This is a genomic window from Paenibacillus sp. FSL R7-0026, assembly GCF_038004485.1.
In the GTDB taxonomy this organism is placed as follows: domain Bacteria; phylum Bacillota; class Bacilli; order Paenibacillales; family Paenibacillaceae; genus Paenibacillus; species Paenibacillus xylanexedens_A.
Map to the genome: position 1 here is coordinate 325,113 of NZ_JBBORG010000001.1, position 22,619 is coordinate 347,731.

General features: G+C 46.4%; 23 protein-coding genes. 15 read left to right on the top strand and 8 right to left on the bottom strand.

Going from position 1 to position 22,619, the window contains the following annotated elements; all coding sequences use genetic code 11:
* The first annotated feature begins 295 nt into the window (after positions 1-295).
* The 9 genes from iolD to MKY44_RS01585 all read left to right on the top strand — a co-directional run bounded on the left by iolD (position 296) and on the right by MKY44_RS01585 (position 10,436).
* Positions 296-2,161, top strand: coding sequence for a 3D-(3,5/4)-trihydroxycyclohexane-1,2-dione acylhydrolase (decyclizing) (iolD, locus tag MKY44_RS01545; RefSeq protein WP_341005806.1), 1,866 nt, complete (start codon positions 296-298; stop codon positions 2,159-2,161).
* A 53-nt stretch (positions 2,162-2,214) separates the two neighbouring features.
* A complete protein-coding gene (iolE, locus tag MKY44_RS01550; protein WP_341005807.1) occupies positions 2,215-3,117 on the top strand; it encodes a myo-inosose-2 dehydratase in 903 nt (300 codons plus the stop codon).
* 199 nt (positions 3,118-3,316) lie between these two features.
* Positions 3,317-4,327 (top strand): 5-dehydro-2-deoxygluconokinase, encoded by a 1,011-nt coding sequence (gene iolC / locus MKY44_RS01555; protein ID WP_341005808.1) that lies wholly within the window; start codon positions 3,317-3,319, stop codon positions 4,325-4,327.
* A gap of 99 nt (positions 4,328-4,426) precedes the next feature.
* On the top strand, positions 4,427-5,902 hold the full coding sequence (locus MKY44_RS01560) for a CoA-acylating methylmalonate-semialdehyde dehydrogenase (RefSeq protein WP_341005809.1): 1,476 nt from the start codon (positions 4,427-4,429) through the stop codon (positions 5,900-5,902).
* A 68-nt stretch (positions 5,903-5,970) separates the two neighbouring features.
* Positions 5,971-7,023: an inositol 2-dehydrogenase gene (iolG, locus tag MKY44_RS01565; protein WP_341005810.1), complete on the top strand. Its 1,053-nt coding sequence runs from the start codon at positions 5,971-5,973 to the stop codon at positions 7,021-7,023.
* A gap of 110 nt (positions 7,024-7,133) precedes the next feature.
* A complete protein-coding gene (iolB, locus tag MKY44_RS01570) occupies positions 7,134-7,940 on the top strand; it encodes a 5-deoxy-glucuronate isomerase (protein WP_074093115.1) in 807 nt (268 codons plus the stop codon).
* A 131-nt stretch (positions 7,941-8,071) separates the two neighbouring features.
* Positions 8,072-9,079 carry a LacI family DNA-binding transcriptional regulator gene (locus MKY44_RS01575; RefSeq protein ID WP_341005811.1) on the top strand — a complete coding sequence of 336 codons (1,008 nt, stop codon included), beginning with the start codon at positions 8,072-8,074 and terminating at the stop codon, positions 9,077-9,079.
* Between the two features lie 332 nt (positions 9,080-9,411).
* A complete protein-coding gene (locus MKY44_RS01580; RefSeq protein ID WP_341005812.1) occupies positions 9,412-9,939 on the top strand; it encodes a hypothetical protein in 528 nt (175 codons plus the stop codon).
* Complete coding sequence (locus tag MKY44_RS01585) at positions 9,936-10,436, top strand: GNAT family N-acetyltransferase (protein ID WP_341005813.1); 501 nt, start codon at positions 9,936-9,938, stop codon at positions 10,434-10,436. The genes MKY44_RS01580 and MKY44_RS01585 overlap by 4 nt, the downstream gene beginning before the upstream one ends.
* 149 nt (positions 10,437-10,585) lie before the next feature.
* On the opposite strand, the gene MKY44_RS01590 is transcribed toward MKY44_RS01585, so the two are convergent.
* From MKY44_RS01590 to MKY44_RS01600, 3 genes are all read right to left on the bottom strand, one after another.
* Positions 10,586-10,945, bottom strand: a complete 360-nt coding sequence (locus tag MKY44_RS01590) for a hypothetical protein (RefSeq protein ID WP_091039283.1) — start codon at positions 10,943-10,945, stop codon at positions 10,586-10,588.
* A 261-nt stretch (positions 10,946-11,206) separates the two neighbouring features.
* Complete coding sequence (locus MKY44_RS01595) at positions 11,207-12,046, bottom strand: DUF4261 domain-containing protein (RefSeq protein ID WP_341005814.1); 840 nt, start codon at positions 12,044-12,046, stop codon at positions 11,207-11,209.
* A 76-nt stretch (positions 12,047-12,122) separates the two neighbouring features.
* Positions 12,123-12,479, bottom strand: coding sequence for a DUF1304 domain-containing protein (locus MKY44_RS01600; protein WP_179198648.1), 357 nt, complete (start codon positions 12,477-12,479; stop codon positions 12,123-12,125).
* 266 nt (positions 12,480-12,745) lie between these two features.
* Between MKY44_RS01600 and MKY44_RS01605 the strand changes: the two genes are divergently transcribed.
* Positions 12,746-13,279 (top strand): MOSC domain-containing protein, encoded by a 534-nt coding sequence (locus tag MKY44_RS01605; protein ID WP_017691131.1) that lies wholly within the window; start codon positions 12,746-12,748, stop codon positions 13,277-13,279.
* Between the two features lie 16 nt (positions 13,280-13,295).
* On the opposite strand, the gene MKY44_RS01610 is transcribed toward MKY44_RS01605, so the two are convergent.
* Genes MKY44_RS01610 through MKY44_RS01620 form a run of 3 tightly spaced genes read right to left on the bottom strand, consistent with a single transcriptional unit; the run spans position 13,296 to position 15,437 of the window.
* Entirely contained in the window at positions 13,296-14,135 is an 840-nt protein-coding gene (locus MKY44_RS01610) for a helix-turn-helix transcriptional regulator (RefSeq protein WP_341005815.1), read from the bottom strand.
* Positions 14,136-14,163: 28 nt separating this feature from the next.
* On the bottom strand, positions 14,164-14,901 hold the full coding sequence (locus MKY44_RS01615; RefSeq protein WP_341005816.1) for a WecB/TagA/CpsF family glycosyltransferase: 738 nt from the start codon (positions 14,899-14,901) through the stop codon (positions 14,164-14,166).
* On the bottom strand, positions 14,898-15,437 hold the full coding sequence (locus tag MKY44_RS01620) for an SUKH-3 domain-containing protein (RefSeq protein WP_341005817.1): 540 nt from the start codon (positions 15,435-15,437) through the stop codon (positions 14,898-14,900). Before MKY44_RS01620 ends, MKY44_RS01615 begins: the two co-directional genes overlap by 4 nt.
* A 226-nt stretch (positions 15,438-15,663) precedes the next feature.
* On the opposite strand from MKY44_RS01620, the gene MKY44_RS01625 reads away from it, so the two are divergent.
* Entirely contained in the window at positions 15,664-16,113 is a 450-nt protein-coding gene (locus MKY44_RS01625) for an SRPBCC family protein (RefSeq protein WP_036671932.1), read from the top strand.
* A 177-nt stretch (positions 16,114-16,290) separates the two neighbouring features.
* The gene (locus MKY44_RS01630) at positions 16,291-17,820 is read left to right on the top strand and encodes a methyl-accepting chemotaxis protein (RefSeq protein WP_341005818.1); all 1,530 of its coding nucleotides are present in this window, start codon (positions 16,291-16,293) and stop codon (positions 17,818-17,820) included.
* Positions 17,821-17,972: 152 nt separating this feature from the next.
* On the opposite strand, the gene pyk is transcribed toward MKY44_RS01630, so the two are convergent.
* Complete coding sequence (pyk, locus tag MKY44_RS01635) at positions 17,973-19,388, bottom strand: pyruvate kinase (RefSeq protein ID WP_036607968.1); 1,416 nt, start codon at positions 19,386-19,388, stop codon at positions 17,973-17,975.
* A 113-nt stretch (positions 19,389-19,501) separates the two neighbouring features.
* Here pyk and MKY44_RS01640 point away from each other — a divergent pair, with 113 nt between their 5' ends.
* Positions 19,502-20,281 (top strand): helix-turn-helix transcriptional regulator, encoded by a 780-nt coding sequence (locus tag MKY44_RS01640; protein WP_047841163.1) that lies wholly within the window; start codon positions 19,502-19,504, stop codon positions 20,279-20,281.
* A 134-nt stretch (positions 20,282-20,415) separates the two neighbouring features.
* Here MKY44_RS01640 and MKY44_RS01645 read toward each other — a convergent pair whose 3' ends face one another.
* Positions 20,416-21,087 carry a phosphatase PAP2 family protein gene (locus tag MKY44_RS01645; RefSeq protein WP_341005819.1) on the bottom strand — a complete coding sequence of 224 codons (672 nt, stop codon included), beginning with the start codon at positions 21,085-21,087 and terminating at the stop codon, positions 20,416-20,418.
* Positions 21,088-21,392: 305 nt separating this feature from the next.
* On the opposite strand from MKY44_RS01645, the gene MKY44_RS01650 reads away from it, so the two are divergent.
* Together MKY44_RS01650 and MKY44_RS01655 are read left to right on the top strand one after the other, a co-directional pair.
* Entirely contained in the window at positions 21,393-22,181 is a 789-nt protein-coding gene (locus tag MKY44_RS01650; protein ID WP_341005820.1) for a CPBP family intramembrane glutamic endopeptidase, read from the top strand.
* A 150-nt stretch (positions 22,182-22,331) separates the two neighbouring features.
* Positions 22,332-22,568, top strand: a complete 237-nt coding sequence (locus MKY44_RS01655) for a DUF6953 family protein (RefSeq protein ID WP_036607962.1) — start codon at positions 22,332-22,334, stop codon at positions 22,566-22,568.
* Positions 22,569-22,619: the final 51 nt, after the last annotated feature.

Consider the following 22,619-nt stretch of genomic DNA (forward strand, 5'->3'; position numbering starts at 1 on the left):
ATTTGGCTGATTATCATGTACCAGCATGTATCCCATCCTCACGATATATTCCCCCTCATTTAAATCTGTTCTTAGTCATTGTAGAAGTGTTCAAATAGAGAAGGTCTGACACATGTTCGAACACAAGAATATTTTTTCTTTATTACAATTTATAAAAACGCTTACAAAAATAGCTTGCGTAAATCATTAACCTGTAATACCATATCAATTAAGCGCTTAACCTTTAGGGGTAAGGCGCTTAAACTTAACGTAGATTAAGCGCTTAACCCGTAAAGGAAAGGACGGCGATCAATTCATGAAAACAATTCGACTGACGATGGCTCAGGCACTGCTTCGATACCTGGATCAGCAATATATCTCGGTTGACGGGGTGGAAACCAAGTTTGTGAAGGGAATCATCGGTATTTTTGGACATGGCAATGTAACAGGCATTGGAGAAGCGCTGGAGCGCAGTCCGGGAAGCCTGACGTATATGCAAGGCAAGAACGAACAAGGCATGGTGCATACGGCAGCGGCTTATGCCAAGCAGAAGAACCGTAGACAGATCTATGCATGTACAACATCTATTGGACCTGGTGCTTTGAATATGATCACAGCGGCAGCTACTGCAACAGTGAACCGGATTCCGGTTTTATTGCTTCCAGGAGATAACTTTGCTACACGGGAACCAGACCCGGTACTTCAGCAGTTGGAAGTGAGCAGTGATTATACAATCTCAGCCACTGATCCATTCAAAGCCGTCAGTAAATACTGGGATCGCATCGTTCGTCCTGAACAGTTGATGATTGCTGTTACACAGGCCATGCGTGTGCTAACTGATCCAGCAGAGACAGGAGCAGTAACGCTCGCACTGCCGCAGGATGTGCAGGCAGAGGCGTACGATTACCCGGAATCGTTCTTTGCCCGCAAAGTACATTATCTGGATCGTCGCCCCCCGGTACAGGCAGCCATTGAACGGGCAACGGAGCAGATTGCCCGAGGCAGAAAGCCGCTGCTCGTTGCAGGCGGCGGTGTGTTGTACTCTGAGGCATCCGCCCAGCTCGTGGAGTTCGCCGAGGCATTTGGTATTCCGATCGCCGAAACGCAGGCGGGCAAGAGCGCTGTCTCTTGGGACCACCCACTGAATGTGGGGGCCATCGGGGTTACCGGCTCTCTGGCAGCCAATAGGCTGGCGAGAGAAGCAGACGTTGTGATCGGCGTCGGTACCCGGTTCTCGGATTTCACGACGGCGTCCCGCTCTGCTTTTCAACATCCGGAAGCTTCATTCATCAACATCAACTTGAACAGCATGGATGCCGCAAAGTTAGGCGGAGAAGCCATTCTGGCAGATGCACGCGAAGGATTGCAGGCTTTGCAGAAGGAATTGCAGCAAAGACAATATCGAAGTGCATATGGTACATCTGAAATCGCTGATCTCCGCGCTGAATGGAATGCAGAAGTGGATCGACTGTATGCAGCACAACATGAAGCAGGGCTGGCACAGACCACAGCAGTTGGCGTCGTTAACAGAACCATTGATCCATCTTCCGTCATAGTGTGTGCGGCAGGCAGTCTGCCAGGTGATCTACATCGTCTGTGGCGTGCGGCTGAACCAAAGACATACCACATGGAGTATGGGTTCTCCTGTATGGGGTATGAGGTAAGTGGAGCGTTCGGAGCAGCACTTGCCGAGCCGGATCGTGAAGTGTACGCCATGGTAGGGGATGGCAGTTATCTGATGCTGCATTCGGAGTTTGTGACCAGTTTGCAGGAACAGAAGAAGATGACTATTTTATTATTCAACAACAATGGATTCCAGTGTATTCATAATTTGCAGCGGGAACATGGTAGTGACGGGTTCGGCAATGAGTTCCGTTATCGGGAATCCGAGAGTGGACGACTGACCGGGGATTACATGCCAATGGACTTTGCAGCTCACGCCCGAAGCATGGGAGCCAAATCCTATAGAGCGGAGACAGCAGAACAGCTGGAACAAGCACTCCGAGATGCGAAGAACGAAACAGTGAGTACGTTGATTGAGATTCCGGTCGTGCCTGGAACCAACGCAGGTGGATACGAGTCATGGTGGAATGTGGGTGTACCTGAGGTATCTGTCGAAGAGAAGGTAGTTCATGCTCATCACACCATGCAAGCCAACCGTGCCAAAGCAAGACCGATTTAATCCGGTTTAATATAGTGAACCACAATGTTGAACGACAAAGGAGACGTGGAGCAATGAGCAAGCTGCCATTCCAGCTTGGGATTCATCCGATCAATTGGGTCGGTGAAGATGTGAAGGAGCATGGTGATGCGACAACGTGTGCACAGATTCTGGATGACATTCAGCGTCTTGGGCTGACAGGTACGGAGATGGGACGTAAATATCCGACCGACCCTGCTATATTGCGTGAGGAATTGAGTAAAAGGAATATCAATCTGGTCTCCCAGTGGAAATCGGTACTGTTCTCCGATCCGGTGTATCGTCAGTCGGAGTTGGACGGTTATCGCAGACATGCGGAATTTCTACAATCCATGGGCAGTAAGGTGATTAGTACGGCGGAAGTAGGCGGGTCGCTTCATTTTGATCCAAGACGAACTCCGAATGAAAAAGAAGTGCTCAGACTCAACGAATCTGAATGGCATATCCTCGCTGAAGGGTTGAACGAAGCAGGAGCTATCGCCCGTGAACACGGGTTGAAGCTTACGTACCATCATCATGGAGGCACGGTGGTAGAGCAACCGGATGAGATTGATCGACTGATGGAGCTGACAGACCCTTCTCTCGTGTATCTGCTCTATGATACTGGTCATGCCTACTATGGCGGAGCCGATCCACTTGAACTGCTGCGCAAACATTATGATCGGATCGCCTATATCCATCTGAAAGATATCCGCCCGCATGTGCTGGATGAAGCACGCGCGGAGCAATCTGACTTTGTCGGTTGTATTCGTAGAGGAGTGTTCACCGTACCAGGGGATGGATGCATTGATTTTGCACCAATTCTGCAAGAACTGATCACACGAGGGTACGATGGCTGGGCGATGCTTGAAGGAGAGCAGGACCCTGCGATTCATAACCCATATGAGTATGCGAAGCGATCTTTGAACTATATGGAGTCGTTATACCAACACAGCTGATTCGTTTAGCATTGCAGCGGTCAGAGGCCACACCTATGAAGTGAAAAAGGAAGAAGGCCAGCAAGAGTATAACGTTACGATTGGAAAATAAAAATGACTTACTCTAGCCGTTTACGAGTTCTTACGATGGAATGAGTAACTAGTCTAGATATCCATATAGAACATGGAAAATCCCACTACAGAAAGGGGCTCACATGCAATGACTTACGTATCCTTTCCGGTATCCAGGAAGAAGGATTTCACCGCGATTGGCCGCTTGTGCATCGACTTGAACGCCAATGAGATCAATCGCCCGATGGAAGAGACGATGACGTTCACGAAGTATGTAGGTGGCTCTCCGGCCAATATTACGATTGGCATGTCCAGACTGGGTATGGAGACGGCTTTTATCGGTAAGATCGCCAATGATCAGATGGGCAGATTCATCCAGAGTTATTTGGAGAAGAACGGCATCGACACATCAAATGTAGTTACAGATGACACCGGAGCGGTGACAGGGCTCGCTTTTACCGAAATTAAGAGCCCAACCGATTGCAGTATCCTGATGTACCGGGACAATGTGGCGGATCTGTTATTACAGGCGCAAGAGGTGCAGGAGCAGTTGATTGCTGACTCCAAAGTGCTGCTAATCTCAGGTACAGCCCTCGCGCAGAGCCCATCCCGTGAAGCTGTATTACAGGCACTAACGTATGCGAAAAAACATGGCACAGTTATTGTGTTTGATCTGGACTATCGCCCATACACATGGACATCAGATGAAGAGACAGCGGTCTATTACAACCTTGCAGCCGAGAAATGCGATATCATCCTCGGCACACGTGAAGAGTTCGACATGATGGAGACATTCGACTACAATCCGGATCATAGCGATCAGGTGACTGCACAAAAATGGTTTGATTTCTCAGCGAATATTGTAGTAATCAAACACGGCAAGGAAGGGTCCATTGCTTATACGCGTGAAGGGCTTTCCCACCGCGCGGACAGCTACCCGGCAAAAGTGGTCAAAACCTTCGGTGCAGGCGACTCCTACGCAGCCGGGTTCCTGTATGGATTGATGCAGGGCTGGACGATTGAGCGCAGTATGGCGTATGGCAGTGGTGCAGCAAGTATCGTTATTTCAAGCCACAGCTGTTCGGATGCAATGCCAACGGTCGAACAGGTGAATGATTACATCGAACGTTGCAATCGGGGCGAGATCACCGTGTCTTAAAGCTCGTTGCAATACTTTGAATAACACACTCATACAGATCAACATCAATCATATAAGTTCAACATAAGGGATCACACATAAGCGAAGGGAGACAGGGCTATGGGAAACGGAATTACTGAAGCGTCTGCAACAGCGACAATGGTACAAAACTGGATCGGAGGTGCCTGGGTAACCCCAGTGTCAACTCGCACGGAGCCAGTGGTGAATCCGGCCACGGAAGAAGTTATTGCACATGTGCCACTGTCCGAACAAGCGGACGTGGATCTGGCGGTTCAGACAGCACGAGAAGCGTTTAAATCCTGGAGCAGCACACCGGTTCCACGCCGTGCACGTATTCTGTTCCGCTACCAGCAGCTGCTGGTAGAGCATTGGGAGGAACTCGCTCGCCTGGTGACGCTGGAGAACGGTAAAAGCTACGCCGAAGCGTATGGCGAGGTATTGCGTGGCATTGAGTGCGTCGAGTTCGCGGCAGGTGCCCCGAATCTGATGATGGGCAAACAACTCCCTGACATCGCGACAGGACTGGAGTCGGGCATGTACCGCTACCCGATCGGTGTTATTGGGGGAATTACCCCTTTCAATTTCCCGATGATGGTACCGTGCTGGATGTTCCCGCTGGCTATTGCGTGTGGTAACACCTTTGTCCTGAAGCCGTCCGAGCGCACACCGCTACTGGCAGGCCGCCTGGCAGAGCTGTTCAAGGAAGCAGGGCTTCCGGACGGCGTGCTCAACATCGTTCACGGGGCGCATGATGTAGTGAACGGTCTGCTTGAACATAAGGATGTTCAAGCGATCTCCTTTGTCGGATCACAACCTGTGGCGGAATACGTCTACACCACTGCATCCAAGCATGGCAAACGGGTACAGGCACTGGCTGGTGCCAAAAACCACTCCATCGTTATGCCGGACGCCGATCTGGATCTGACCGTGAAAGAGATTACCAGTGCAGCCTTTGGCTCAGCAGGGGAACGTTGCATGGCATGTGCGGTTGTTGTGGCTGTGGGTGATGTGGCTGACGAACTGGTACAAAAGCTGGTGGAAGCAGCAGACCGCATTACCATTGGTAACGGTATGGATGATGGCGTGTTCCTCGGTCCCGTCATCCGTGGACCACATAAAGAGCGCACACTTAGTTACATTGAAGCCGGAGAGCAGGAAGGCGCGGCATTGATCAGGGATGGACGTAAGGATCAGGCGACAGGTGAATCCGGTTATTTTGTAGGGCCAACGGTATTCGACCAAGTTGATAGCAATATGAAAATTTGGCAGGATGAGATCTTTGCTCCAGTACTTTCGGTGGCAAGAGTGTCTACGCTGGAGGAAGCCGTTGAGCTGGCGAACCGTTCCGACTTTGCCAACGGGGCGTGTCTGTTCACCCGCAGCGGGGCGAGTATGCGTCAATTCCGTGAGACGATTGATGCGGGCATGTTGGGTATTAACTTGGGCGTACCTGCACCAATGGCATTTTTCCCGTTTTCGGGCTGGAAGAAGTCCTTCTATGGTGATCTTCATGCCAATGGCACGGATGGTGTTGAATTCTACACTCGCAAGAAGATGGTAACGGCGCGCTGGTAACAACCAGAGCATAACTCGGGCTAAGGGAACGCCTAGCCTATATGGACGCACATAGGGAGGATAACGGAATGGGCAAGGACAAAGTGAGAATTGGCATCATCGGTGCTGGACGGATCGGCAAAATTCATGCAGACAATCTCCTGCGCAACCCGCATGCCGAGATTGTGGGAATCAGCGACTTATTTGCAGGTCCTGAATTGGAGGCTTGGGCTTCCGACCGTGGCATCCCTGTTGTAACAACGGATAGCAGCCAGTTGATCTCAATGCCTAATGTAGACGCGGTGCTGATCTGTTCTTCAACAGATACACATGTGCCGCTGATCGAACAGGCCGCTCAGGCGGGCAAACATATCTTCTGCGAGAAGCCGGTCAGCATGGATCTGGCACAGACCCAAGCGGCTGTAGCGGCAGTTCAGAAGGCTGGCGTGAAGCTGCAAATTGGTTTTAACCGCCGCTTCGATCACAACTTCAGACGGATACGTGCACATGTGCAGGATGGTACGATTGGTGATCCACATATTATCAAAATCACGTCTCGCGACCCGAGTCCACCGCCTGCGGAGTATATCCGGGTATCTGGCGGGATCTTCATGGACATGATGATCCACGATTTTGACATGGCCCGGTATCTGTCCGGGAGTGAAGTGGAAGAAGTATACGCTCAGGGCAACGTGCTGATCAATCCGGTCTTTGCGGAACATGGTGACGTGGATACAGCTATTGTAACGATGACGTTTGCCAATGGAGCGATTGGTGTTATTGATAACAGTCGTCAGGCTGTATACGGGTATGACCAGCGTGTTGAAGTATTTGGCTCGATGGGCAGCGCGGCAGCGGCGAATGATCATCCGAATACGGCTGAGATCAGTACAGCGGCCGGGCTTATGCGCGACAAACCGTTACACTTTTTCCTGGAACGCTACAATGAAGCGTATGTGCAGGAGACAGCCCTCTTTATCGATGCAATCCTCCATGATACACCAGTTATCGTAGATGGCCACGATGCAGTACAGGCAGAACGAATTGCACTGGCAGCAAAAATGTCCATGGAGCGGGGAAGACCTGTGAAGCTGAGTGAAGTCCCTGGGGTGTCACTGGAATCGCAAACGGCAACGCCATAGGTGGATGATTAAAGTCACTTTTTTGAATAGAGGGCAAGAATGGTCCAAGTTTTTGTTTTTTATAAGTATCAGGTTGTTGTGAACGAATACAGAAAGGAGTGGATGGCAAGATGTCAGAACGTATTGTGAAACCCGTGGTCAACCCTGAGGGAGACGGTACACTTATAAACGTAACACCGGAGTCGGCAGGATGGGAATATGTTGGCTTTCAGGTAGCGAAGCTGGCGGAGGGGGAGACACTAACCCGTGAGAGCGGTGATCAGGAACTCTGTGTGGTGCTTCTCAGTGGTTTCGCCAATGTAAGTACCCGGGAGCACACATGGGATAATATCGGAAAAAGAATGAGTGTTTTCGAGAAAATTCCGCCGTATTCGGTCTACGTCTCAACTTCCGATCAAGTACAGATCACAGCACGTACCGAACTGGAAATAGCTATATGTGTTGCACCCGGTAAAGGCACGTACCCGGCTCGTCTCATTGCACCCGAAGATGTAGGGGTAGAGGCAAGAGGGTATGGCAATCTGGAACGCCAGATTCACAACATTTTGCCGGAACAGAAGGAAGCAGACAGTTTGCTTGTAGTTGAGGTATTCACACCAGATGGGCATTGGTCCAGTTACCCGCCACATAAGCATGATCGGGACGCACTCCCTGACGAATCTTTGCTGGAAGAAACGTATTATTTCCGTGTGCAGCCTGAGCAGGGGTTTGCCATTCAGCGCATATATACGGATGATCGCTCTGTGGATGAGACGCTAGCAGTGAAGAACGGAGAAGTGGTACTTGTTCCGGACGGATATCATCCGGTAGGTGCTCCTCCGGGGTATGAGGTCTACTATCTGAACGTGATGGCCGGCCCTACTCGGACTTGGAAATTCCATAACGATCCTGACCATGAGTGGTTGATGAAAAAGTAAAACAGTTCATGCTACGCACATTGTGCTGGCTTCAAGTTGCGTATGCAGACTTCCCCCTGCATAATGAGAAGAAGAGAACAATTATCTATGTATAACGAAATTTATATATAGCACAAATGGGGAAAAAAACAATGAAAGCAACCATATACGATATAGCACGCGAGGCGGGTGTATCCATTGCAACCGTCTCGCAGGTCATTAATGGCAAAGGCAAGATCAGTGAAAAGCGGCGCGCCGAGATTATGGAGATCATGGAGCGCCTTCACTATCAACCCAGTGCGATCGCAGCTGCACTTACAGGGAAGCAGACGTATACATTGGGGCTGCTCGTACCGGATATCTCAAACCCGTATTTCGCAGAACTCGCCAGAGCGGTGGAGGATCGAAGCCGTCAATTGGGTTACAGCGTGGTCATCTGCAGTACGGATAATAAGGACGAGCGGGTAGAGCGTTATCTGAATCTGCTTCAGCAAAAAAGGGTTGATGGCATGATGATCGGAACCGGGATCGATAATGCCGAAATTTTGTCACCCCTCTTGCAGCAGTCTATCCCTGTTGCTCTGATTGCCCGTCATATGCCATCTCTGTCGGTTCATACAGTCACCATTGATGACATACTCGGTGGAGCACTCGCAGCGGAGCATTTGCTTGAACTTGGGCATACCCGTGTAGCGGTTCTGTCGGAACCGTCCAAAGTCAGCAGCAGTCAGGAACGTGTACGTGGATTCCGTGAAACCCTGATTAAGGCAGGTTATACGCTGGAACCAAATCAGATCCGAGAATCGTCAGCTGACCTGAGCTCTGCCAAAAAAGAGGCGCTATTGCTGCTCGGTGAGAAGGATCACCCAACAGGTTTGTTCTGTTGTAATGACATTCAGGCCATTGGTGCACTTCAGGCAGCCAAAGAGCTGGGCCTACGCGTGCCAGAAGATGTGTCCATTATCGGGTTTGATAATACGATTCTGGCTTCGGTAACGAGTCCGCCGCTTACGACCGTTGCCCAGCCAATTGAAGATCTTGGACATCGAGCTGTAGATCTGTTGATTGAAGAGTTAAAGGATGAGCGAAAAGAACCGCAGAAGATTGTCCTGAAGCCCGAGCTGGTTATCCGAGAATCAGCAGGCCGTGTATTGGGCTGAAAATAAATAGTTTTCGGCGTACGCTGAACATACGTGAGGCCAAGTCTACGTTTGTCATATTCATGGCTCGGGATAAGGGGTATCGTCTTACCTCGTTCTGAATAGGTAACAAAACAATATAACAAAGTTAACAAACAAGCCGCGTTCACCCTATGGGAGAACGCGGCTTGTTCATTTAAATCTTTAATTTTTAGTGTGGCCCAAAACGTCATCGTAATTGAGGAACCAGAGATAAGAAATGACATTGGAACAGAAGGAGTGAGATGTTATACTGGAATATATCAATAATTACCAATTTATATGTTTTATGTAGATCTAGAGAGGGGATTGGGATGATTAAACGAATCAAGATGATTATGGGTATCGCCATGATTATTGTTTTTTTAGCTATTGCAGTGCGTATGTATACCTCTGGTCAATATACTATGTATATCCCCAGCAAACATACGACGTTTCGAGCAGAGGTCACAGATCATATGACGATGCTGGATACATTGGATCGACTGACGATTAGGAAAATTTCCGACAATGAACCGTATAATGAAGATGATGAAATAACAATTACAGATCCCAAAGAGATTAGAGACATGCTGAAGCTATTAAAGGATGTTGATCTCAAAAGAGTACGGGAATTCGACGTTTCTGAAAGGAATCCGCATTACTATGAGTGGCGACTTACCATAAATAAAGAAGGTCGCTTTACTGAAGATTTCGGAATCACGTTTTATAATGAACAATCTATCTCCATCTATAGCGGCGCGAAAACAAGAGACAAGTTTGAGGACTACGAGATTACCAATGAGTTTAATCTGAATGAGATGGACCGCCTTTTTGAAAAGATGAAGGAGGAGCAAACATGACCAACTATTATGTACGCCCTATTGAAGAACAGGATATCCCTTTCCTGTGGGAGATGTTATACGCATCCCTGCATAGAAGAGAAGGTGATGAACCTTTTCCAATCGAAAGTATTCATACTCCCGGACTGTCCAAATACGTTGAAGACTGGGGGAGAGAAGGGGATTTCGGGTATGTTGCAGTTGACCAGCAGGGCAAGAGACTAGGTTCAATAACATTAAGATTCTATACGGATCAGAGTGCGGGATACGGTTATGTGAATGCAGCTACGCCAGAGATGGGGATGGCTGTAACGGAAGATGCACGTGGAAAAGGAGTAGGGACCTTACTGCTTCAGACCGCATTAGATGAGGTTGAACGGCGGGGAATTGCAGCAGTCTCGCTCAGTGTTGACCCGGATAACCAAGCGATTCGCTTATATAAGCGGTTAGGATTCGTGGAGGAGTCCCTAAATGGTACATCGGTAACGATGGTGCGTGTAAGTAAACTTGAATCTTAAATGATGAGCGTTCGGATCACTGGCAAAACTGAGTAAGCAAAGTGGAACTGCAAAAGAAAAGGCGTTTCCTCATGGGGAACGCCTCTTTCTGTGTGCCATGTACAGCATCGGTATCTCTCTTATTATACTTAGTCCGTATCACTTCAATATTATTTCAACAAAAATGCCAAAGCCTCGTCATACGTTTCCCATTGGAATTCAGTCTGGTGCGCCGACTCTTTGGAGATCCGATTCAATTGCATTTTGGCGATCGCACCACCTACCGCTACACTGGCTCGCTTCATACCCCACTGTGTCAGTAATTTCTGGTGTTCCACAATTTTTTCTTTGGTATCCTGAGGGAAAGCCTTCATGTTCCGCATATCCACTAGCACATCAAACGAATTTCCCAATTGTTCCGCTATTCTCTGGATTTCTGTATTCGCTTGTTCGACATGTTCAGGAGAAACAATACCTTCCCAGATAATTTCAATAATAGGCTTAGTTGAATCCAAACGTCTAACAGACATGTAGGCAGCTCCTCGATAATAAAATAATATGTAATATATGAGACTATAAGCCTATTAATTATACCTTTTTATAACGAGAATGAAAACTGAATACATAATATAGTGGTTCTTATGGACTGCTTATTCCTAGGGAAGTTAAATTCAGGGATTGTTATCATATCGTCAATTGAAAGGAAGCTAAATAGCTAAAAGCCGCCCAGAGTATGAACTCCAGACGGCTTCTACAACTGTGACACGATAAAGTTAAGATAACTACTTAAATTAGAAGCCAATCTTCAAACTGTTACCTTCCGTTGCTACACCTTTGGAAAGGGAAATGCTCAGCTTTTGTTCTGCCGAGAAACCAAGTGTTTCCCCATCATGCAGTGTGACGTCGTTCTCAACCACATACGTTGTGGTCATGAACATCATCTCAAATACATCGCTTAAGGACTCCGACGATTGCACAATCTCCATCTCTTCTTTACCAAAGTTACGTAGTCCGTAAGTGTAAGCTGAAGCGCCTTCGGCATTTTGGAATAATCCGATGAAAATCCAGAGCGAGACGGGCAACTCATCATGTTTGATCCCACGGCTGGTTTCGACATATTGACTGGCTTCAACAACAAGTGGGGCCATGTATATGGCCAGCGCGTGATCCAACTGTAACAAGGCACTCGCTGTTTGAGTGAACAGAACATGTCCCTCAATAGCATTTGTTGCGTTCAGAACAGAGACAATAATCTGAGACTGGTGCCGTGAGGTAACTTGTTCCGCTTCTCGCCAAAGGATGTTTAGCTTAGCATTCTCCTCAACTTCACGGTCAGGCACAGGCGCAGCAATGTGAGCACATACCACCTGCATTCCATTCACTTCGAAAAAGAGATTGCCCTCCTCCGGGCGTTCTTCAATCTCGATATCCCATTCGTTCTTCATGTTCCTGATGAAGAGGTCAAAATCACAATCGTCACGCTCCAGCAGGACAAAACCCACGATGGTTTCACTGTAATTCGTCGATTCGACAGCACCGCCTGCAGGTACCTTCTCCTTTTTGCGCCGCCGAAGCTTGTCAAACAATCCCATGACATGTTCTCCTTCCAATTCCAGATCGATTCTGGTCATTGTACACTGCTATCTATTCACTACCTTACCATAAAGGAGTTAACATGAATCGAGGCAATGCACCATTCGACAGAAATTACAGGAACAGAACTAGCAACAACGCAATGATCGCAGGCAAACCTTGTTTGATAATGATCGATCGTGAAGAAGTTGCTCCTCCATAAAGAGCCGCAATAATCACACACGCCAGGAAGAAAATCTGAATATGCTGTCCAACGGCAGCATCCGGATATAGGAGTCCCCAGATCAGACCTGCCGCAAGAAACCCATTGTAAAGACCTTGATTGGCCGCGAGGGATTTGGTGGATTTGGCGAATTCCGGCGTGAGATTAAAGGTTTTCATTGTGCGTGGACGAGTCCACATAAACATCTCCATCACCATGATATAGAAGTGTTCGACAGCTACAAGAGCTACAAAAATAATACTAATCAAAGGAAACACCTTACTTTCTGATATGTAATTTATTTACTTGTCCATCCTAGTATAAATGTTTGCAACAAGAACGGAAAGAGCAAAATTAATTTATAACAATTTAATTGCGTATTATTAAAATTATTTATCGTTTTCCAGTTGAGTTATGATGTTGAAATTAAAAAATGGTTACAAAGGTAAGCATACGCCGATTGTCGACAATCCATTCATTGGGTAATAATGAACAATAAAGAAGTAATATTGCTCAGGAAAGGGAGGAGATTATTATGGGAACAGTTCAATTCGTCATGTTGGCTGATGATCCATCCACATTTGTGACCCGAGTTGTACCTTTTATCGACATTGAGCTTGCAGGAATTCCGGGTGACCGTCATTATGGTCTGCTTCGTCCAGCGGACTCGCGTCAGAAAATCTACAAGCGTGGCACACCGATTGCGAATCGCCGCCAGATCAGTATTGTGTCCGAGGAAGAATGTGCTCTTATTGCTGAGAAAATGAACATTCCTGAAGTGCGTCCAGAGTGGCTTGGTGCCAATATACTGGTTCGTGGCATTGATCGATTGACGGAACTGCCTGCCGGAACACGGCTTCTATTTCCGAACGGGACAGGGTTAATATGTGAAGGAGAGAACCTTCCCTGTGTACATCCGGGGAAAATGATTGAACAATTCTACGAACAGGACGGTTTGCGCAAAAAATTCGTGCCTGCGGCTCGCAAAAAACGTGGGATTGTGTGCTCGGTTGAACGGGAGGGTGTAATTCACACGGGGGATACCATAGAAGTCATTCACCTGTCCTGATTTTCAGGACAGGTTTCTAATTGATCAGCCCTCGGCCCTCACCATTCGGATGTCTAGAGTGTAGGTATTCCTCTGGTGTACTGCCAATAATGGACTTGAAATCTCGGATGAAATGGGATTGATCATGATATCCAAGATCCTGAGATAGCTTAATCAGGTCACAGTGAAGACCGCGGTCCATCCATTCTGCAGCATTTTGCAGACGATACAACTTGATTACGGTTTTGGGTCCGATGCCCACATACTGGTTGAACAGGCGTTGAAGCTTTCGGGTATGCATATTCCAATAGGAAGACAGATCATCTACTCTCAGCATCTCCCGGTTCTGTTCAATCTGTTGCACAATATCATTAACCATTCTCGCTTGAGCATCTTCAGCAGGAAGGTGTGCACACAATAGCTGGTCGATGTAACTGGTTTTATCCGCATCATCCCCCGCCCCAAGAAGCCGGTCTTCCAAGGACTCCGCTGTGACGTCAAGAATATTGGATACATTCATCGGTTGTCCGTACAATGAAGAAACAGGAATCCGAAGGAAGGGATAAAACCCTCCTGGGTTGAACTTCACGCCAAATACACGACCTTTCCCGCTCACAAGATAGGAGAATTTACGTCCCGATGGTCCGAAGAAAAACGTATTGTTTCGTTCCACGACCAGATTGACACAGGGGTTAGGCACGACATGTTGGGGATACGGTTCAAGTCCAGTCAGATCCCACGATACGATCCAGTAATGTTTAACAAAAGGCCGAAGTGCTTCGGAAGGAGCATGGCGTGTTAGTTGATATTTATGATCACCTTCATTCAGATTCAACAGGCCCATACTTGGTCTGTCTCCATGTTCTACCTGTTTCATCCGAATCATCCCTCCTGCTCATCTCACATTATTTAGGTTCTCTGAACAACAATGCCCGCACAGCAAAACGGGGTAAAATGAGTTGCCTGCGCCATCTCGAAGGTTGACTGAGGAGGCGATAGAGCCATTCCAGGTTAAGCTTCTGCCATATCGCAGGGGCACGTTTGGTTTTGCCTGCCACGATATCGAGACTGCCTCCAACACCTATGGCTACACGAGCGTTCAACTGGTAGCGATACTTGTTAATCCAGTGTTCCGCATGGGGTGCTCCAAGAGCCACGATAAGAAAGTCTGGTTGAGCAGTACAAATCTCTTCCACAATCTGTTGTTCCTTATCTGCCTGGAAGTAACCATGGTGTCTACCTTTTACAACAACTCCCGGATAACGTTGCGCAATAAATTTCACGGCCTCTTCACTGACACTTTCTTCTGCTCCCAGCATGTAGAATGACCAGTGTTTTTGATCGCCTTCCTCTAATAAACGAAACAACAGATCACAACCGGTTACCCGTTCGGTCAATTGACCGCCCCGAAAACGGGATACCATCACAATGCCAGCACCGTCAGCCGTGACCAACCCGGCTTGATCGACAACCTTGCGAAGAGAGGCATTCTTTTGACAGGACATAACAATCTCGGGATTGCCTGTGACGACATGGAAGAGTTCATTGCTTTCCTGATCTACGACTTTATCAAGGATCGCAACGGTTTGATCCATCGTGACATTGGGAAAAGGGATACCCATAATATTTGTTGATTGGCTCATATCTCATTTCCTTTCTGATTCCGTCCCATGAGTGAATGGGGAACAAGCTTATGCATGTGAAGTTCATGTATCATACTGTCAATCAGATTATCGAATGCATGTACGTTTGGATCATAGTCGTGTAACAGATACAGTTTGCCCGAACGGCCAATGGCTGTGACTGCGGAATAGTAGTATCCGGTTAATCCAAGACAATAACAATCTTCATTAGCGTATTTCAAGATCGAATGCATCTCTGTGGAACAACGTAGTGTCTCTTCAGCATTCGGAATAAAATGAAATTCATATTCATGCCAGGGGCTTTCAGCCAGCACTTCCCCGGAGATGCGGCTATAGTATTTAAAATATATAATTTTATCTATTCCCCAAAACTCTTCTAGAAACGATCGGGCAGCCGGAAATAAATCTGCGGATGTAGGGCACTGCTCTATGTATGCCGAGATGTCAACGCATCGGTTCTCATACCAACCCGCTTTCTGCAGCAACTGAATCATTTGTTGATAGGGTAACAATGAGGATTGTGACGTTCCAGACATATTGAACAACTCCTGTTATTTCATTCCATTTTAGTATATCTGATCTTCTGGGAAAGCACTATATGGGCGCAACCTTTTGGATCGTGGTATAAACATTCCGGGAGAATTAAAGAGCTTATATTTTACCTGTTGTCGCGTTTTTACAATACGGCCTTTGGGGTATAACGATAGGATAGGAGTGCGAGGTTGGCAGATCGCGTATCCAATACATAAAGGGAGTGAGTCCATGGAACTGAAATATGAATTCTATATCAATGCAGGACTGGAACAGGTGTGGAATGCTCTAATATCACCAGACGGCACACGGAACAGCTTTTTCGGCAGTGAACTTCGCACCAATTTCCAACCAGGCCAGCCGTTTGCTTATGTAGGGCCGGGCAATGATGGTGCGGAGACTGTCCATGTGTATGGAGATATATTGGAATTTGAACCGTTGTCCAGACTTAGTTATCAGGAGCATCCCGGACCGTCGTACCATGCGAATCATGCCGAGCTTCAATCCAGAGTGGTCTTCCAGTTGGAAACTGTAGGTGAGTGTACAAAACTGACGCTGATCAATGATCAATTTACAGATAACCATCCTTCCATTGCGAATGCACAGAGCAGCTGGTGGATGATTCTAAGTAGCATCAAAACTTGGGTGGAGACGGGGAAAACACTGAATTTTGGGTGGTAGCTGGTAAGAGGTAGTCATTTAAGATTTATTTTCATAAAAAATAAAGGCATTTAAAATAAGAACCAGTGCTGATTCAGCGCTGGTTCTTATTTTTATGCAAAATTAAGACTATTGCTCTACATTTAATGTCTGATAATGTCGAAATATATATCATATGAGCTAAGAGGAGAAATGAGCATGTTTCGTAAACGTACTGAATCGACCAAACACCTTCGTACAGATACTCATCAGAAATTATTGGAGTATAGTCGTAAACTGGTAGCGAATGCAGAAAAAGGCGACTATGACGCATGGATCGAAGATGGCATTGAGTTTCAGGATACCGATGAAATAGCTAGTAATATCAAAAAAGCAGTACATATAATGAAATCACAAAACGAAGCCGTGGAAATGCGGCTTAGAATGCTGAATCAGGCGATGAATGTGGGATTATGGGAATCTGAAATTGTTGCTGGTGATCCACTGGATAACAATAATATCGTATCATTTTCGAATGAATTCCGCCAAATGTTAGGGTTCCATAATGCCAAGGATTATCCCGATTCATTTGCAAGCTGGGCCAAATCGATATATCCGGATGACAGACCCCAACTGGTGCAGGAGATTATGAAACATGTGAATGATACAAGAGCAACAACTGCCTATAACGTCATCAGCCGTATGATTACAAAAAGTGGAGAAATTCGCTGGTTCCGATGCCTTGGACAAGTCATCCGAAATCAGGCTGGCGTTCCGGTCAAACTTCTGGGCATCATGTTTGATATTCATGAGGAGAAGAGCAAGTCTGATGAGCTGGAAGCACTCGTCACCCGATATGATCTGGTTAACCGCGCCTTGGTGGAGGCACCGTGGGATATGACCGTTGTTGCTGGAGATGTAGTTAATCCGAACAATGAATTTTGGTGGTCACCCCAGTTCCGTAAAGAATTAGGGTTTAAAGACGAGCAAGATTTCCCGAATGTGTTCAGCAGCTGGAGCAGCCGGCTTCATCCGGAAGACCATGATCGGACGATCAACGAATTTGCCAGACATATGAACGATTACAGTGGTCGTACACCGTACGATCTGGATTATCGTCTGCAACGCAAAGACGGGGAGTATCGTTGGTATCATGCGGGTGGGGAAACCATTAGGGATCAGGATGGAGTACCGCTCCGTGTAGCTGGAACCATTCGAGATGTTACCCATGAGAAGAATAAGGAACAGATCGTGGAAGCCATGAATCTCAAAACCAAACAATTGTCGGAGTCCATTGGCGAGATGGTACGTGGAATCAACTCGATTACTGATCAGGCACAGGATCTGGTTACTGCACAGGAGTTATCCGCCGATGCAGCTATTCAAGTGAAAAGCAGTGCAGATGATACGAAGAATATCACCGTGTTTATTCGAGAGATTGCCAGTCAGACCAATCTGCTGGGGTTGAATGCAGCAATTGAAGCTGCACGAGCGGGAGAGCTGGGACTGGGATTTGGCGTCGTTGCAGGTGAAGTGCGGAAACTGGCTGATCACAGTTCGGAGGCCACAGTAAATATCGAAGATAGCATGCAGAAGATGAAAACACTGATTGATCAGATTCTTGAACATATCGGTAATATGTCCACGTTAACGCAAAATCAAGCTGCTCTGACACAACAGGTGAATGCTTCAATGGATGAGATTAACACCATGTCACAGGATCTGGTTAATTACTCGCGGAATCTATAATCTCGAAGCCGTTTGTTGTAACATCACGATCATTGGCTACAACATCAACAAAAAACCACCGGGAAGCATTTCTGCTCCCGGTGGTATTTTGTATTTCTATTTCTATTTCTATTTTATAGCTAAGATGTATAGCTTCAGTTTCAGCTATTGAATTAAACTTGTTGAACTTTGATCAGGTTTGTATTACCGGATTGACCGATTGGGACACCAGCCGACAATACAATGATGTCACCTTTTTCAATGTAACCTGTTTTGATTGCGTTACGTGTAGCCGATTCGAACATTTCATCCGTAGTGGTTACTTTGTCGCCCATAACCGGAATAACACCGGAGAGCAGGCAGATTTTCGCCAATACTTCTTCATGTTGTGTAACTGCGATGATTGGCGCTTTTGGACGATATTTGGAGATCATGCGCGCTGTGAATCCACTCTCAGTCGAAGTGATGATTGCTTTTGCATTCAGTACGAGGGAAGAACTTACAGCGCCCTGACTGATAACTTCAGTAATATCAGCGATCTGTTGAGCCGATTTTTGTGCGAATTGCTCTTTGTAATCGATCATTGTTTCAGCACGGCGAGCAACAGCAGCCATCGTGCGCACGGATTGTACCGGATATTTACCAGCAGCTGATTCACCGGACAACATTACAACGTCAGCACCTTGAAGTACAGCGTTTGCCACGTCACTAACTTCGGAACGAGTAGGGCGTGGGTTCACTTGCATGGACTCCAGCATGTGTGTAGCTACGATAACCGGTTTACCAGCGCGGTTACATTTATCGATCATTTCTTTTTGCATCATTGGTACGTCTTCGATTGGCACCTCAACACCGAGATCTCCACGAGCTACCATGATGCCGTCAGATGCTTCAATAATATCGTCCAGGTTCGTCATACCTTCCTGGTTCTCGATTTTGGAGATGATCTGTACGTGGTCTACACCGCGTTCTTTCAAAATGCTGCGGATTTCACGGATGTCATCGCCTTTACGAACAAAGGATGCTGCGATAATTTCGATATCGTTTTCGATCCCAAATCCGATGTGCATAACGTCACGCTCGGTTACACCTGGCAATGTCGTTTTAATTCCTGGCAAGTTAACCCCTTTGCGTGGTTTCAGAATGCCGCCACTGATGATTTTACAATGGATATCGGATCCTTCCACAGACAGTACAGTCAGATCTACAAGGCCATCATCGATGAGGATACGATCGCCAGGTTTCACAACGAGGTTCAGTTCTGGATAGTTTACCGAGATACGCTCAGCGTCACCAAGAATTTCTTCGGTAGTCAGGATCAGCTCTTTACCAGCTTGCAGATGGCAGGATGCTTCTTTCAGTTTACCGATACGTACTTCCGGCCCTTTGATGTCCATCATGATCGGTATATAGGTGTTCAGTTCGGAAGCTGCTTTGCGGATATTGTTAATCCGTGTAACGTGATCTTCCAGTTCGCCATGAGCCATGTTCAGACGGGCAACGGTCATACCTTCCTGAATCATTACTTTTAACAATTCGATTGAGTCACAAGCAGGTCCCATGGTACAAATAATTTTTGTTTTTAACATGCTAAATTTCCTCCTCATATTTAAGCTTATATGTGTATTGTAGCGTTTTCTGTCGAATCAGGGTATGAACTATAGTACAATGATTAGAGTATAGTCCGATAATGAGGTGTGTTATGGTCACTCCACTTGAAGTACGACATATTAATGGTGTCGGTTGGTACGAAGAAGCTGTGCAATCTCAAGAAACTTGGCGGCTTAGCTTGGTTACTTATGGAAAATGTGTATATTGGGTGAACGGTGATAAACAGATCATGGAAAAGGGTGAATTGCTCCTCATTCCAGGTGGTACCCCATATTACGGCAAGAGTATTCCTACAGTAACGCACACACAGATTGTAATTCAACTGCAACGCGACCATATGGAAACTCTGCCTGCACTGGAACGGTATGAGGCTTTGCGGCATAAACCTGGATGTTACGAACTGATCCATCAACGCATGAGTGCTATTTATCAACAATGGCAGGAGCGTCCGTCTTATTATGTCATGATGAGCCAAGCCTTATTGATGGAAGTGTTGATTTATATGAACAGGGAGCTTGATCGTGGAGTTATCCCGCCGGAGAGGCATAATCATGTTGAGCGGATGAAGCGATACATTGAGCGGCATTATCGGGAGAAAGTGACGAAGGAAGAACTCGGGGACGAGATCAATAAAACTCCCAATTATGCTGCCGCATTATTCAAAAGCATGACAAATCAGACTATCAGTCAATATGTCCATGATCAACGGATGAAACGGGCCATATATCTGCTCACCGAGTCACAACTCTCCATCCAGGAAATTGCCGAATTTCTCGGCTACCGGGATCTGTCTTATTTTTACCGCATATTCAAACGTATAACCGGAAGCCCACCGTCTGACCTTCTTCATGAACGGCCACCTATAGCATGAAACGCGTAGTCCAACCCAAATAAAGTTCTTCTATATAAATAGGTTTAATTAAATGAGTACAAAAAAAGAGGGCTTATGCCCTCTTTTGCTGTATAGCAGGATCATCATCCCACCTGTTACATATATAAATGTCGTTATACATGACTGCTTGGGTTAGAAGCTGTGAGTGGCCGCTTGCCTTTTTTTCGTGCCTGCCCAAGACGAAGAGCAAAGACATGTACAGTCCAATACGCGGCCTCAGCAAACAAAATGCCTCCAGCGATGTCCAGTAAGGAATGCTGTTTTACAAACACCGTCGAAGCAATAATCAACCACAGCCATACCGACCAAGAAATCCGTGCCAAAGGCTTAAAGTTCAAGTGTCTGTTGATCACAATAAACAGCAAGTAGCTGGTCAGAACATGAACACTTGGGAAACAGTTGAAGGGCGCATCATTTGTATAGATAAACTGTACTAACACGCTGCTCAGATCAGTTCCGCCGATCTCCGGGCGCGGGACATGGGTAGGGAACACCGCAAAACAGACATTGGCAGCCATGACACCAACATTATAGGTAATCAACGTACGCCAGAATAGCGACTTGTTCGTCAGACCCAAATAGAGAAATCCAAGATACAGAATGGGCATCCAGCTAATGTACGGATAAATAAATTCTTTGATAAAAGGAATCTGTGTGTCAATCCAAGCATAATTGTAGAAGACATCACTTCCGGTGTTGCTGCCTAGAAATACGTAAATGGAGCCTTGGAGCGGTATGCACAGAATAGCCAGTAAATGCCCCCAGCGCTGAAAGAATGCTTTCATAGTATCCTCCTGATTTCATTATGCATTGTGAAACTATCGTTAATGGGTACTTCATAGATATATGACGTTGAAGAGTCGCCACACCCCTGCAGCTTTGAACTCTTGTAATACTATAATGGACAGATAAAGGTATAAGCCATACCTGATTTTAGGGGAAAAGAAGTCAGGATAAGTCTCTTTTTTGTTACTTTTATAGTTTTATCCATAATAGGAATATTCAATATACGGATAATGTGATACAACTATATTGGCATATAAGTTCTTATGACAACGGAAAACATAAATGAAACGAGGTAGGCAACTGTATGATTAATCCGCAATCCAAGCCAAAACATTCCTTTTCCGAGCGGAAACCTGTGCTCACCGTTGTGATTATTGAGCTGCTTCTCCTGTTAGCCGTATTTGCAGCAGGGGCCATTGCAACGATAAAACAACTCGACTACACTTCCCCTGTACTCATTTCCTTTACACCCATCGCCATTGTTCTGATGATCTATCTGACGTTAAGGCGCAAGTGGAGAGAGACTGGCTTCCGATCTTTGCGAAGTATCCCAGCTGGCCATGCAAAGTATTATATTCCACTACTCCTTGTACTGGGTACAATTGCCCTGAAAGGATTTGGGGAGCTGAGCTTGTCACGGGTAGCCTTTTTCATCTTTTTTACCTTGCTCGTAGTTTTTGTTGAGGAAACGATCTATCGTGGGCTTATTTTCAAGACCTTGCTTCAAAAAAGTGCAGTGGCCGCAGTTGTGACCTCCAGCATCTTGTTTTCGATTACACATCTATTGAACGCATTGTCTGGTCAGGATATGACGGATACGATCATACAATTGATCTATGCGCTGCTCCTGGGAGCTGTACTGGCGTTATTGATGCTGAAGAACGGAAATATCGTACCGCTTATATTGTTTCATTTCATACATAATCTGATTCAATTTCTAGGGAATGATCTGGAGGACACAGGTACACTTCCTTACGATCTGTTTATACTGGCAGTACTGATTGCTTACTGTGCATGGTTAGTGTGGAGCATTCGCACAAATTCGTCTATTCCATCCAAAGGGAGTGAGCAAGCGAATAGGGTTGTTCATTAAGGGTATTGCGGGTATTGCTTGAAAGTAGTTATCATACAGTTTCCCGTCAGCAGTTGGATCATGGTATACTTCAGTCTGGCGGGAAGACAGATATGTTCATGATACGAGGTCTGCCTATCCGTACATTAGGTTTAGACAGTAGGTGATATAGTGGAGAAGACAGCACAAGGTGTAGCAGAATGGATGGTACAGGAGATTAAATTCACAGGAACACTTCATCAGGAAGCTGCCATAGAATATGTGAAGACCCATTTTGGCGAAGAGTTTGTTTTTGTGAACGAGAACGGCAATACATCATTGTCCAAAGAAGTGAAGAAAGCTTTCCGAAAGCTTCATCGTGGACAGATCGCCTGGGATCGGGATGCATTTATGTGGGCATGGACATAGTGTGTTATACTGGAGTAAGATGATTCATTGGTTGTGTTGGATATGCATGTC